This is a genomic window from Butyricimonas sp. BSD2780061689_150309_C8, from assembly GCF_015560935.1.
Taxonomy (GTDB): domain Bacteria; phylum Bacteroidota; class Bacteroidia; order Bacteroidales; family Marinifilaceae; genus Butyricimonas; species Butyricimonas paravirosa.
In genome coordinates this window covers 1-12,604 of the sequence record NZ_JADMSV010000008.1, presented here as the reverse complement: position 1 = coordinate 12,604, position 12,604 = coordinate 1, and the positions used below count along the sequence as shown (strand labels likewise).

Genomic DNA, 12,604 nt, shown 5'->3' with positions numbered 1-12,604 from the left:
CCCGATTATCGCCCGCATATAGCCGCCATTTTAACAGGATATAAGTAAAAATAACATTGTCGGGACTCGGATAATGGAAAGCAATCGGGTGGCAACAGGGGAGCAACGATAAATTTTCGTGGCTACGTTGCCATAGGAATTTCCATAGATTAGGGTATATAGTTACATTTTTGATGAATTTATTCTCATGTTGCTGTTTGCTTTGTTTAAAAATGTTGTATATTTGTGACGCATATCATATTCGAGGGAGCAGTAAACCTGCTTCAATTTCAGTGGCAGGCATTTTTTTGTTTGCTGCTGTTGCCGATATTCGGTTCCGTACCCCCGTGGGGAGCATTAATGTGTCCCCAGCTTCCTCGAAGTGATATGCAACGGGTCAGGCGGGACCGTTCTTTTTGGAATACCCGTCTAAATTAATACATATTATTATGGAAGAAGATGTAAACCGTGTGTCTGCGGTAGACATGGAAGTACCCGGGCGGGTAGCCAATCAGTTATCAATTGAGGAGAAACAAAAATTGATGGAGTATTATTCGAAACAACTCGAAATGATGTATCCGATTGCGTCACCGGGAATGACGGATAAAGCGGGGCTTGTGACTCTCCAGAAAAGAAACACGAGATTGATTGAAATGTTGACATTATTCGATCGTTCGTGGGCAGATGAAATTTCGGTGATTCAAAAAGCTGTTCTGCAATATTTGTCTACCGAGGGTATTTCTAAAAAGGAGCGGTTACGGATTGTAGAAGTATGGGGTGATTGGACTACTTTTTTGTTAGATAATTCTCGCTTTCGGGTGTTGCTTGGTCGATTTTTACAATATCATCAGCGTCAAGCGTGTGAATTGAATGAGTTATTGAAAACGGAGAATACGTCGTTGAACGCGGATGGGCAAACAATTAATAGTCAGGGTTATGGGGAATAGTAATTTTATCCCAGCATCGAATGTGTCGGAAAGATTTACAGATGATGAATGTCTTTCCGATTCCTTAACCGAGAATCGTTTTTACCGACAAATGGTCGAGGATCTTAAAAAATGTAACGTGGATTTGGTTTCTGAAGATCCGTTGGAAACGATCTATAATTGTATTTGCCATCTCAATAATCTTTTCCGGGTACTTCGTCGTCCATGGAGTATCGAGTGTGGAAAAATACAAAAAGCTTGTGCCTATTATGTCGCTAACGCTAAACAGTCAAAGCAAGAGAATGAGGCTGTTATTGATGCGTCAAATGGCTTTATATCTTCGATCTGTTATTTCACGGAATGGTATGATTTTATCTGTCAGATGCAACAATTCCTTTGTCATCAGGAAAAAGAACTGAAGTGGATGTTTAAGCAACAGAAGCAAAAAGTTGTCAGTAATGATAAACCTGTCATGGAAGCCACGACTTATTGTATGACCGTGGGGAATAGTGAAATCTATGGTGTGACGTACGAGCAACTCGAAGAACTTTACAAGACGGTCGGTTTATTCATCAAGCGAGAAAAAGCTCCTTTTGATTGTAATATTAAAGGGTATAACAGATATCCGATTAGTATTGATAAGAGTATAAATTTTGATGCACGTAAGGAAGTGTTTTTTGTTGAATATGGTCTTGACACGTTTGAATCCAGTTTGAATTGTATGTCGGCAGATCAATTGAAAAGGGTGGCGGATATTATTTATGAATTCTTGAAAATGTATGGAGAAAATGGAGATCGGAAGGTTTGTTGGGATGTTGCGGATTATTCTCCTGTTGTGTCTGGTCGGGAAATTTATTTTAGAGTGAATGAAGATTCCCGAGCTTCACATTTCATGACACCACCTTATGTTCGAAAGCGTATTGATAAGGTGGAAGATTGGGGAGTAGAGATCAGTTACGATATTAATGTGAACGAATTGGAATCTGTAAATTTGTCTTTTGAGGAATTCATATCGTTTTATCGACAATTGGGGAGTTTTTTGAATTAGTGAGTCTATAAAACGAGGGAGTGATTATATTTAATCACTCCCTCGTTAATGTTATTTGTAGTACTTTATTTCTTTTTCGGCATTTGTTTCATCCGTTGTTCCTGCATCCGTTGCATTTCTTCCAATTTCTGTTGGAATTTGGATTTCTTCACGGGTTTTGTTTTGGCGAGTTCTATTTGTTTCAATAATTTCTCGTCGTTTACGAATTTCCGGATAGCCCAAGTCTGAACAATCGTGATCAACGTGGCGATGAAGTAGTAGTAACTCAAACCGGATGAATAGCTGTTGAAGATGAACAGGAACATGATTGGCATGATGTACATCATCGTCTGCATTCCTTTCATCTGGTCATTCTGCGGTTGGTTCTTGCTATTGTACCACATGTACAAGATATTCGTGATTGTCATTAACAAACAGAACAGGCTGACATGGTTTCCGTAGAACGGAATGGTGAAGGGCAGCGTGGCGATGGAATCGTATGATGCCAAGTCTGTGGCCCATAAGAAACTCTTCTGGCGCAATTCGATGGCTCCGGGGAAGAAGTAGAAGAGGGCGATCAAGATCGGCATCTGCAAAAGCATTGGTAAACATCCTCCCATGGGGTTCACTCCTGCCTTTTTGTACAATTTCATGACGGCTTGCTGGCGTTCCATGGCCTTATCGGCAGGGATTTTCTTGTTGATCTCGTCAATTTGCGGTTTCAAAACTCGCATCTTGGCCTGTGACATATACGATTTATAAGTCAGCGGGAAAAGAACAAGTTTAATGATCAGGGTCAACAGTAAAATGATAAGACCGTAGTTCAAGGTCACGTGCGATTCCAGGAAGTTGAAGATTGGAATTACGACGTAACGGTTAAACCAAGCGATCCATTTCCAACCCAAGTTAATCAACTGGGGAAGTTCAATATCTTTGCCGTATTCTCTCAAGACCGGATAGGAGTTCGGACCGAAAAAGAAACGCATATCGTATTTTTCAATGGCTTTCCCGGAGTAAGGTAATGAAATTTCAGCATCTGCCGTTTTCAAAAAGCCCGGGTTCGTGTTGTTGGCCGTGGAGACCAACACGTTCGGGAATGACTCTTTTGCGATAAGTACGGAGGAGAAGAATTGTTGTTTGTAAGCCACCCATTTCACGCTCGTCGGCAAGTCTACTTTCTCGTCTCCGGTCAGGGAAAGATGTTCTACATCATTATTTGAGAAGTTGTAGTACACCCCGGTATAACGGCTTTCAAAGTCTCTACTTTTTTCAAGTTGAGGCATATCCACTCCCCAGTATAGCGTGAGGAAGTTGGTGTTCGAGGCAATAACGTCATTCAGATTGTACGTGTTGATGTTGAAATCAACCATGTAAGAATCCGGGGCTAATTTGTACTCGAATTCGAGGTATTTATTTTCATCCACGTAAGCCCGCATCGTGAGAACTTGTTCGGCCCCTTCGGCATTGAGTTCTTTTTGATTCGTGTTTGGAACGAAAACCAGATCTGCCGTGTTGATTTGCTTGTTCCGGGCGTAGAAGTTCAGGCCCATGGAACTCTTGTGGTCTTTCCACAGAATCAACGGGAGAGAGTCGTGTGTGCGGTATCCTTTTAGATCAACATAGTCAATGCATCCCCCTTTGGTGTTGATGTGTAATTTGATTTTGTTATTTTCCAGGGTGTATTGTTCAACCGGCAGAGAATCTTGTTTGAAGATAGCCTCTGTTCCGGCTTGCAGTGCCTCTGTATTTTGTTGTTGTGCTGCAAAATCTGCCTGACGTTCTTTCTCCAATGCAGCGGCCCGTTGGGCTTCAACCCGTGCAATGGAGTCCCGGACATGCATGGCTTTCAGTTCCTCTTTGGAAGGACTCATGAAATAAGAGTAGCCGATTAGTATGAGCGCGATGACTACTAAACCGGTTATTGTATTTCTATCCATATTTTAATTTTAGGTTTTTAATTTTTAACTGTTATCTTTTAGTTTTTATCTTTTAACTTTTATGATAGACAGGCTTTCACAAACGCCACGAATAGAGGATGCGGGTTTGTTACCGTACTCTTGTACTCGGGGTGGAACTGTGTACCCACGAACCATTTATGGGTCGGGATTTCCACGATCTCAGTTAATCCCGTGTCCGGATTAACTCCTGTCGTGATCATACCGGCCTGTTCGAATTGTTCGGTGTATTTGCCGTTGAATTCATAACGATGGCGGTGTCTTTCCTCAATATCTTTTGTTCCGTAGGCTTCAATAGCTTTAGACCCTTCTTTCAACACACATTTGTATGCTCCCAGACGCATGGTTCCCCCTTTGTCTGTAACTTCTTTCTGAGACTCCATCAAGTCGATGACCGGGTATTTGGTTTTCGGGGCCATTTCCGTGGAATCGGCTCCGTCCAAGTGAAGAACGTTACGAGCGTATTCGATAACGGCCATTTGCATTCCTAGGCATATTCCCAGGAAAGGGATATTGTTGGTACGGGCATATTCGATGGCAAGAAGTTTTCCTTCAATTCCTCGTTGTCCGAATCCGGGAGCCACGAGAATTCCGTCAACATCTTTGAATATGTCACACACGTTTTCCACGTTGATGTCGTGCGCGCTGTGTACCCATTTAATATTTACCTTACAATCGTTAGCCGCTCCGGCGTGGATAAATGATTCCACGATAGATTTATAGGCATCGTGTAACTCCACGTATTTCCCGACGAGGGCGATGGTGACTTTGCGATTATAGTTTTTGAATTTGTACAAGAAACGTTCCCATGATTCCAAGTCCGGTTCGTGTTTTAAAGGTAATCCAAGCTGGGAAAGAACGATTTCATCCAGTTTTTCTTCCCGCATTTTGATCGGTACCTTGTAAATCGTGTCAACGTCTATGGATTGGATAACGGCTTTCGGGTCAACATTACAGAAAAGAGCAACTTTTCTTCTCAGATCAGAACCCAGTTCATGTTCGGTGCGCAACACGATGATGTCCGGCTGTACCCCGTTTTCGAGAAGGGCTTTAACCGAGTGTTGCGTGGGTTTGGTTTTCAACTCGCCTGAGGCACTCAGGTAGGGAACCAAAGTCAAATGGATGAACACGGATTTTTCGCCCAGCTCCCAGCGTAACTGGCGAACGGCCTCGATGAACGGTAAGGATTCTATGTCACCTACCGTACCCCCGATTTCCGTGATTACCACGTCGTAATCCCCTTTTGCCCCGAGGAGTTTTATATTTCGTTTGATTTCATCCGTGATATGCGGGATGATTTGTACTGTTTTACCTAGATAATCACCGCGACGTTCTTTCGTGATCACGTTTTGATAGATACGTCCAGTCGTGATGTTGTTCGCCTGGGACGTCGGGATATTCGTGAACCTTTCATAGTGTCCCAAGTCCAGATCGGTTTCTGCCCCGTCATTGGTCACGTAACATTCGCCGTGTTCATAAGGATTCAAGGTTCCGGGATCGACATTGATATACGGGTCCAATTTCTGGTTTGCAACTTTATAACCTCTTGATTGAAGCAGTTTTGCTAATGAGGAAGCAATAATTCCTTTTCCTAAAGAAGAAGCAACTCCACCCGTAACGAAAACATATTTTGTTGACACGATATAAATATTTTATAGTTATTTCTATATTATACATCCAACGGTTTGAAAATACTTGAACTTTTTGTTATTCAATGAATAACAATCAAATGGAACAAGTATGTTGAAACTTAACGACAAAAGTAAGAAAAAATATCATACAAACATAAAAAGAGGCACTTTTGAAATGCCTCTTTTTGTGTTTGATGGTCTCAACTTAAATCATGCCATCGATGAGTCTCAGTTTTTCTTGCATCAATGCCAGTTTGTGGCGAGCGCTCTCGATCTTGTTGGAAAATTCTTTGACCAGACTCTCGGAATTGCTTGATTTGGAGAAGAATCCAATATTGTTTTCCCAAGCGTGAAGGTCTGTTTCCAGTTGCTTGATCTTGTTGACTAATTTTTCTCTTTCTTGAATGATCTTGCTGTCCTTGTCATCACTGTTGTCGAACGTGTTGATTTTGGACTTGAATCGTTCGATGTTTTTCTCGAATTCGTCGATGTCAAGCTGATCAAAGTGATCGTTGATTAGTTTACGGAATTCGTTTTGAACGGTTTCTTTTTCTTTGATCGGAACAAATCCGATTTCAGCCCAGCGAGTTTGGAAGGCTTTCAATGCCTCGATGTCATCATCGTTATTACCGGTCAATTTGAAATTGCGTACTTCTTCGATCAGTTCTCGTTTCAGTTCAAGATTCTTTTCCTGATCGGAAGAGACATGTTTGAATTGAGCTGATTTTCGATCAAAGAAATGGTCACAAGCAGACCGGAAACGGTTCCATATCTTGTTGGATACTTTTTTGGATACGGGGCCGATTGTTTTCCATTCTTTTTGGTACTCGATGATTTTCTTCGTGGTCGTAGCCCAATCCGTGCTATCCTTTAACGCCTCGACTTTCTCGCAAAGTTCTATTTTCTTGGTCAGGTTTTTATTCTGCAAGGTCTGTATTTCCTGGAAGTATTGACGTTTTCTCTCGAAGAAAGCATCGCAAGCAGCCCGGTAACGTTTATACAGGCGATTGCGTTCCTTGATCGGAATTGTCCCGGCATGTTTCCATTCGGTTTGCAGGGCAAGAACGGTATCCGTGGCCACGTTCCATTCGGAGAGTTTTTCGAAGGAAACAGATGCGTAATTTTCCAGTTTCACGCAAATCTCTTCTTTGATTTTCAAGTTGTTGTCCTGTTCTTCCCGGAGGTTGTCAAAGAAACGGTGGTAAGCGCTGTTGATCTTGTCCGTCACTTCTTTGAATCGGTTCCAGGTTTCTTCTTGAACTTCTTTGGCAACCGGTCCGATCTCTTTCCATTGCGAATGGAGTGATTGCAGTTGTCGAAAGGCATTCCCGATGTTATTGTCTTCGAGTAAAGCGTTGGCTTGTTCAATCAAGGCATTCTTGGCATCGAGGTTTTTTTTCAGATCAAGATCCCGCAACTCCTTGTTAATTTTGATATAATTGAAGAAGTTCTCCACGTGATGGTGATATGTTTCCAGCAAATCACTTGCTTGAGCTTGCGGAACCATACCCGTGTTTCTCCATCTGTCTTGCAAATTTCTGAAATCTTGGTATGTTTTGTTCAGTGATTCCTCGTGTTGAATCAGATCTTTTAACTCCTCGATAATCTGGAGTTTTTCTTTCAAGTTCTGTTCTTTCTCTCCTTCCAGTTTTTTGTAATATTCCGATTTTTTCTCCCGGTAAGTTCTGTACACGCTATAAAAGCGTTCTTTAGAATTGTCCTGATAGTCGAATGCCTCAGCCGGACTCCCGTCTTTGGTAAAATCGGCTAATGCTTTATCGTATTCTTTTTGGTACTGGGCCTCGAAAACTTGGGGTAGGGAATCCAGCACCTTCAGGCGTTGCACGGGGAAATCGTCGATTAAAGACTTCATGTGAGAAATAATCTCGTCCGTGTTAAAACTGGAGAAATCCCATGCCGGAACTTCCTTTTCGGGGGCTTTCTCTATCGGTGTAGGTTGACCCTGAACTGAAACCTCTTCTTGTGTTTCATCATTTAAAGTATCCGGAGAAATTGGCTCGTTGTTATTCAACTCTTCGGCTTGTTGTAAGTTTTCTTGCTCCATAACTGTTCGTATTTTTACGCATTCAACTCACGAAATTAATGATTAATTCTGATAATGCCAATTTATAATGAGTAAAAAAAGCGAGAGGAAGTTCTTTTTGGATTTCAATTGTAAAGCACGTATCTTTGACATTTATAATTGATGCTTATGTTTTCGTATATTCTGTATGGTTTTGTATGGTTGATTAGTTTTCTTCCGTTCCGGGTCCTTTATCTGGTGGCGGATTTGAACTATTTGTTGCTTTACTACGTGATTCATTATCGGCGTAAGGTTGTGAGGACGAATTTATGTAATTCTTTCCCGGAGAAAAGCTTGCGGGAGATCAAGGCGATTGAACGGAAATATTACAAGCATTTGGCTGATTTGTCTATCGAATTATATAAACTGTGGCACATGTCCGAGGGCTCGATCCGGAAACGTTGTGTGTTTAAAAACACGGAGTTACCGCAGTCGTATTTTGACGAGGGAAAGAGCGTGATCGGGGTGTTAGGGCATTATGGTAACTGGGAGTGGATGTCTTCATACAGTTTGTGGGAATCGGGGGCGGATTTCTTGGCCTTGTATAAACCGATTCGTGATAAAGTGACGGATCGCATGATGAAACAAATCCGTTCAAGGTTCGGGGCGGTACTCGTGGCAAAGGATGACACGTTAAGGGTTATCGCTCGTTACCGTTCGGAGAGTCGTTTGTTTCTGGCTGGTTTTATCGGTGACCAGACTCCTAACGGGCGTAATTTGAATTTCTGGACGCGCTTTTTAAATCAAGATACCCCGGTTTTACTCGGCACGGAGCGGATTGCCCGGAAGTATAATATTCCGGTGGTTTCGGTGCGTATGCGTAAGGTGAAACGTGGGTATTACGAGGTCGAGTTCGTGGATGTGTGTGCCAACCCGTCCGAGTTACCCCAAGGGAAGTTGACGGAAATGCATACTCGATTGTTGGAATCTTTTATACAAGAAGAGCCAGAGTTTTGGTTGTGGTCGCATAAAAGATGGAAACATAAGAGAGTTGAAAACTAAAAGCTAAAAGTTAAAAACTAAAGGAAATTTAAAGTAGGGAATCAAAAAGCGTTGTCCTTGTGCGATGGAAATCTAAAATCATAAATCTAAAATTAGAATGGCGAAACGGGTGGCTGTTATTATATTGAATTGGAACGGGGAGGAGTTATTACGGGAGTTTTTACCTTCGGTCGTGAAGAACACGAATTCTGATTTGGGGCGTGTCGTCGTGGTGGATAACCATTCGACGGATGGTTCCTGGATATGTCTGGAACAAGAGTTTCCGGACGTGGAACGGGTGCTGTTCGAGGATAATTTCGGATTCGCCGGGGGATATAACCGGGCAATCGAGATGATCGAGGCGGAATACGTGGTTCTTTTAAATAGTGACGTGGAGGTCGCTCCCGGTTGGTTGGAACCGTTGGTCGCCGTGTTGGACCGGGACGAGAGGGTGGCGGCCGTGCAGCCGAAGATATTAGCGTACCGGGATAAAAAGAAGTTCGAGTACGCCGGAGCAGCCGGGGGATATATTGATTATTTAGGCTTCCCGTTTTGCCGCGGGCGTGTGATGGATACCACGGAGCAGGATGATGGGCAGTATGATGATGAGGTCGATGTTTTTTGGGCAACGGGGGCCTCTCTATGTATTCGGCGGGACGTGTACCGTGCGGCCGGAGGGTTGGACGAGGCTTTTTTCGCGCACATGGAAGAGATTGATCTTTGCTGGCGATTGAAAAATGGAGGGTATACTTTAAAGGTGGTTCCTTCTTCTGTCGTCTACCATTTGGGGGGAGGCTCGTTGCCGATGAATCATCCGAGAAAATTGTTTTTGAATTACCGGAATAATTTATTGATGTTGCATAAGAATCTGTGTGCTAAACAGCGTAAGAAAATCTTTTTTGCACGAGTTTTGCTGGACACGATGGCGGGAGGGCTTTTCCTGTTGAAAGGTCAATGGTCTAACACCCGTTCGGTAATCCGGGCATACAAGGCTTTCCGGGAGATGAGGAAAGCCTATCCGGTTCCTGAAAGTTCCATGAGTCTTTCGGGAATATATCCCCGGAGTATCGTGTTGGAATATTTCTTGCGGGGTAAAAAGAAGTTCTCGGATTTAAATTTTAAATGATGGTAAATAAACCTTTGACATAAAATGTTGTCATAGGGGTGTAGGCTTTAACGATATGATTAGAAAGCATGAACGAGATAAGTGATGAAGATATTGTAAGAATGTTTCATTCCGGAAATGGAGAGGAAAAAGCTTTTCGGTTACTTGTAGGAAAGTATAGCGAGAGGCTTTACTGGCATATCCGTAAAATCGTGATAGGGCATGAAGATAGCGACGATGTGTTGCAGAATACCTTTATCAAGATTTGGAAGGGGTTGAGGGAGTTTCGTTACGAGGCGAAATTGTTTACATGGATGTACCGGGTGGCGACGAATGAGGCGATTAATTTTTTGAGCGAAAAACGTCGGAAGACTTATGGAAACTCGCAGGAGATTACTCCCATGCTAGAAAATCAGTTGGAAAGTGATAGTTTTTTCTGTGGGGATTCGATCCAGCGGGAATTGCAGAAAGCCGTGTTGAAATTGCCGGAGCGTCAACGTCTGGTATTTAATATGAAGTATTTTGATGACATGAAATATGAGGATATTGCCGAGGTACTGGATGTCGCCGTGGGAACGCTGAAGGCAACTTATCACAATGCGGTAAAGAAAATAGAGGAAAGTTTGAAGATTTCGGATACTTTACCCTCGTTCGAATAGTTATTGGATAATAGAAAATGGAAGGTTATGGATAATTTGGATGAGAAATATAAATCAAAGAACCCGTTCTCGGTGCCTGATCGTTATTTTGACACGTTGGGCGACCGGGTGATGGACCGGATAAAGGATGAGGAAGGGAAGACACGGGAAACGAGTTTGTTTCAGACGTTAAAACCTTATCTCGGTTTAGCGGGATTATTCGCTTTCGCAATGATCGTCATACAGTTGCTGGTCCCTAATCTGGTGGATGAAAATCGGATGTTGTCAAAAAATGGAGAGCAGGCGAACATGACGGCACAAGCAGAGGATGAGAATATTTTCGATGCGGATTTTAACCCATCTCGTGAAGAGATCATCGAGTATCTGTCACAAGAGACTGATCCGATTGAGTTTTTATACGCGGAGCGTAGGTAGAATTGAATGTACAAGCAAGATATATGAAAAAGATAAGTTTGATTATATTGATGGTCGGGTTTGGTTTTTCTTTATTTGCCCAAAGCGGGAAATTGAGTGAAGACAAACGGAAAGAGTTCGAGGCTCAAAAAGTAGCCTTTTTTACTCAAGAGATGGATTTGACCCCGGAAGAGGCCACTAAGTTCTGGCCTTTATATAATGAGATGCAGCAGAAAATTCGTGTCGAGAATGATAAAATACGAGATTTGACCTGTCGGAAAGATAAAAAAGAGGTCCCGGAAGTGACGGAACAACAAGCTTTGAAGAATTTGGAGATCATGTTATCTGCCGAACAGGCTGTACGAGATATTAAGAAAGAATATATCGAGAAGTTGACCAAGGCTCTGTCCGCCAAGAAAGTGTGGATGATGATTGAGGCCGAGCAGAAATTCCATCATCAATTGTGGAAGAAGATGGGGAAATATCCTGCACCCGCGCAGAAATAGTCGATCAAGTGGGGAAATTCGTGGCTGAACGTGAAAAAAAAGAAAAAAATCACGCCAAAAGCTTGCAAGAACAATAAAAAGCACTACTTTTGTCAGCGCAATTGGAGAGATGGGTGAGTGGCTGAAACCAACAGTTTGCTAAACTGTCGTACGGGATACTGTACCGGGGGTTCGAATCCCCCTCTCTCCGCCACCAATTTTGAAGCTCATTTTCGGGGCGTAGCGCAGTCCGGTAGCGCATCTGCTTTGGGAGCAGAGGGTCGCAGGTTCGAATCCTGTCACCCCGACAGATAGACAGCCACGAGAGTGACTGTTTTTTTATGTCTTTAATTCTTGTTTTCCTGTATTTTCCTTAGTTCTATTATGTCGTACAAGTCTTTTGGACGTCCAGCCTTGATCTTGCTATTAATTAAATCATTAAATGCGATTACCTCGTAAGAGAAGGTTTGACCGTTTATCGGATAGTGTTTCAAAAAGTGTGTAAATTCCGAATTGATTATTTTTGTAATGCAATTTTCAAAAATGAATTATTATGGAATTTACACATGAACAAATCTCGGAAATAATTTCCGAAATCACAAACGGTGAACTAGGTTTACAAGGCTTGGTCAAACAAGGCTTAGAGAGTTTAATGTTATCGGAACGTGATCTTCATAACGAGACACGTGGTGACGTGAGTAACGGTTTTCGTGGTCGTCGAGTATGTCATGGCGGTAAGGTCTTCGAACTTCGGGTTCCCCGTAGTCGTAACAACCATTTTTACCCGATGTTACTGGGGGTGCTAAAAGACCAGGAAGAAGAGGCTCAAAAGCTAGTGAGTAGCCTTTATTGCAGCGGTTTAACCACGGAACAGGTGGGTAAAATTTACGAGCAATTTTACGGTAAACATTACAGTAAAAGCCAGGTTAGCCGCTTGTTGAACACGGCCCGCGAGGATGTAAATGCCTGGCTAGGTCGTGAACTGGATCATCGTTACCCGATAATTTACATCGATGCCACCTATGTCCTCACCCGTCGTGATGATTCCGTTTCCAACGAGGCTTACTACACGGTTTTAGGGGTGAAAGAAGACCGAACCCGCGAGGTGCTGGCCGTGGTGAACTTCCCCACGGAAAGTGCCACGAACTGGAAGGACGTGTTTGAAGACCTCAAGGAAAGAGGCGTGGCCGTGATTGATCTCCTGGTGTGTGATGGATTGCCCGGCATTGAAAATGTACTGGCAGACACCTTTCCCAAGGCAGATTTACAATTGTGTACCGTGCACCTGAAGAGGAATATCGCCGGGAAAGTCAAGCCCAGGGACAAGAAACAGGTCATGGAAGAACTTAAACAGATCTGTGCTCCCGACCAGTGGGAGAT

11 protein-coding genes and 2 tRNA genes are annotated in these 12,604 nt (G+C 42.9%); 10 read left to right on the top strand and 3 right to left on the bottom strand.

All coding sequences use genetic code 11. The features are described 5' to 3' along the window. Positions 1–428 precede the first annotated feature (428 nt). Together I2I33_RS08570 and I2I33_RS08565 are read left to right on the top strand one after the other, a co-directional pair. The gene (locus tag I2I33_RS08570) at positions 429–926 is read left to right on the top strand and encodes a hypothetical protein (RefSeq protein WP_087420763.1); all 498 of its coding nucleotides are present in this window, start codon (positions 429–431) and stop codon (positions 924–926) included. Beyond that, entirely contained in the window at positions 916–1,953 is a 1,038-nt protein-coding gene (locus I2I33_RS08565; RefSeq protein WP_087420764.1) for a hypothetical protein, read from the top strand. Before I2I33_RS08570 ends, I2I33_RS08565 begins: the two co-directional genes overlap by 11 nt. Positions 1,954–2,018: 65 nt before the next feature. Here the strand turns inward: I2I33_RS08565 and yidC are convergent, their stop codons facing one another. The 3 genes from yidC to I2I33_RS08550 all read right to left on the bottom strand — a co-directional run bounded on the left by yidC (position 2,019) and on the right by I2I33_RS08550 (position 7,583). Continuing rightward, entirely contained in the window at positions 2,019–3,869 is a 1,851-nt protein-coding gene (gene yidC, locus I2I33_RS08560) for a membrane protein insertase YidC (RefSeq protein ID WP_087420765.1), read from the bottom strand. 59 nt (positions 3,870–3,928) lie between these two features. After that, positions 3,929–5,536: a CTP synthase gene (locus I2I33_RS08555; RefSeq protein WP_370818997.1), complete on the bottom strand. Its 1,608-nt coding sequence runs from the start codon at positions 5,534–5,536 to the stop codon at positions 3,929–3,931. A gap of 187 nt (positions 5,537–5,723) precedes the next feature. Beyond that, positions 5,724–7,583, bottom strand: coding sequence for a DUF349 domain-containing protein (locus I2I33_RS08550; RefSeq protein WP_087420766.1), 1,860 nt, complete (start codon positions 7,581–7,583; stop codon positions 5,724–5,726). A 147-nt stretch (positions 7,584–7,730) separates the two neighbouring features. Between I2I33_RS08550 and I2I33_RS08545 the strand changes: the two genes are divergently transcribed. From I2I33_RS08545 to I2I33_RS08510, 8 genes are all read left to right on the top strand, one after another. Continuing rightward, the gene (locus I2I33_RS08545; RefSeq protein WP_087421285.1) at positions 7,731–8,603 is read left to right on the top strand and encodes a lysophospholipid acyltransferase family protein; all 873 of its coding nucleotides are present in this window, start codon (positions 7,731–7,733) and stop codon (positions 8,601–8,603) included. A gap of 97 nt (positions 8,604–8,700) precedes the next feature. Then, positions 8,701–9,708: a glycosyltransferase family 2 protein gene (locus I2I33_RS08540; protein WP_087420767.1), complete on the top strand. Its 1,008-nt coding sequence runs from the start codon at positions 8,701–8,703 to the stop codon at positions 9,706–9,708. Between the two features lie 68 nt (positions 9,709–9,776). Continuing rightward, positions 9,777–10,346 (top strand): RNA polymerase sigma factor, encoded by a 570-nt coding sequence (locus I2I33_RS08535; RefSeq protein WP_027202215.1) that lies wholly within the window; start codon positions 9,777–9,779, stop codon positions 10,344–10,346. Between the two features lie 27 nt (positions 10,347–10,373). Further along, complete coding sequence (locus I2I33_RS08530) at positions 10,374–10,760, top strand: hypothetical protein (RefSeq protein ID WP_087420768.1); 387 nt, start codon at positions 10,374–10,376, stop codon at positions 10,758–10,760. Positions 10,761–10,783: 23 nt separating this feature from the next. Further along, the gene (locus I2I33_RS08525; RefSeq protein WP_046451355.1) at positions 10,784–11,245 is read left to right on the top strand and encodes a hypothetical protein; all 462 of its coding nucleotides are present in this window, start codon (positions 10,784–10,786) and stop codon (positions 11,243–11,245) included. Between the two features lie 103 nt (positions 11,246–11,348). After that, positions 11,349–11,438 (top strand) — tRNA-Ser (locus tag I2I33_RS08520). A gap of 20 nt (positions 11,439–11,458) precedes the next feature. After that, positions 11,459–11,532, top strand: a tRNA-Pro gene (locus I2I33_RS08515). A gap of 245 nt (positions 11,533–11,777) precedes the next feature. Continuing rightward, positions 11,778–12,604: IS256 family transposase (locus tag I2I33_RS08510; protein ID WP_195666791.1), on the top strand; the 827-nt coding region annotated here is incomplete at its 3' end.

Excerpts from the sequence above, each read along its gene's own strand:
- I2I33_RS08525 (WP_046451355.1), top strand. The coding sequence starts at position 10,784 with ATGAAAAAGATAAGTTTGATTATATTGATGGTCGGGTTTGGTTTTTCT.
- I2I33_RS08545 (WP_087421285.1), top strand. The coding sequence starts at position 7,731 with ATGTTTTCGTATATTCTGTATGGTTTTGTATGGTTGATTAGTTTTCTT.
- I2I33_RS08565 (WP_087420764.1), top strand. The coding sequence starts at position 916 with ATGGGGAATAGTAATTTTATCCCAGCATCGAATGTGTCGGAAAGATTT.
- yidC (WP_087420765.1), bottom strand. The coding sequence starts at position 3,869 with ATGGATAGAAATACAATAACCGGTTTAGTAGTCATCGCGCTCATACTA.
- I2I33_RS08530 (WP_087420768.1), top strand. The coding sequence starts at position 10,374 with ATGGATAATTTGGATGAGAAATATAAATCAAAGAACCCGTTCTCGGTG.
- I2I33_RS08570 (WP_087420763.1), top strand. The coding sequence starts at position 429 with ATGGAAGAAGATGTAAACCGTGTGTCTGCGGTAGACATGGAAGTACCC.
- I2I33_RS08540 (WP_087420767.1), top strand. The coding sequence starts at position 8,701 with ATGGCGAAACGGGTGGCTGTTATTATATTGAATTGGAACGGGGAGGAG.
- I2I33_RS08550 (WP_087420766.1), bottom strand. The coding sequence starts at position 7,583 with ATGGAGCAAGAAAACTTACAACAAGCCGAAGAGTTGAATAACAACGAG.
- I2I33_RS08535 (WP_027202215.1), top strand. The coding sequence starts at position 9,777 with ATGAACGAGATAAGTGATGAAGATATTGTAAGAATGTTTCATTCCGGA.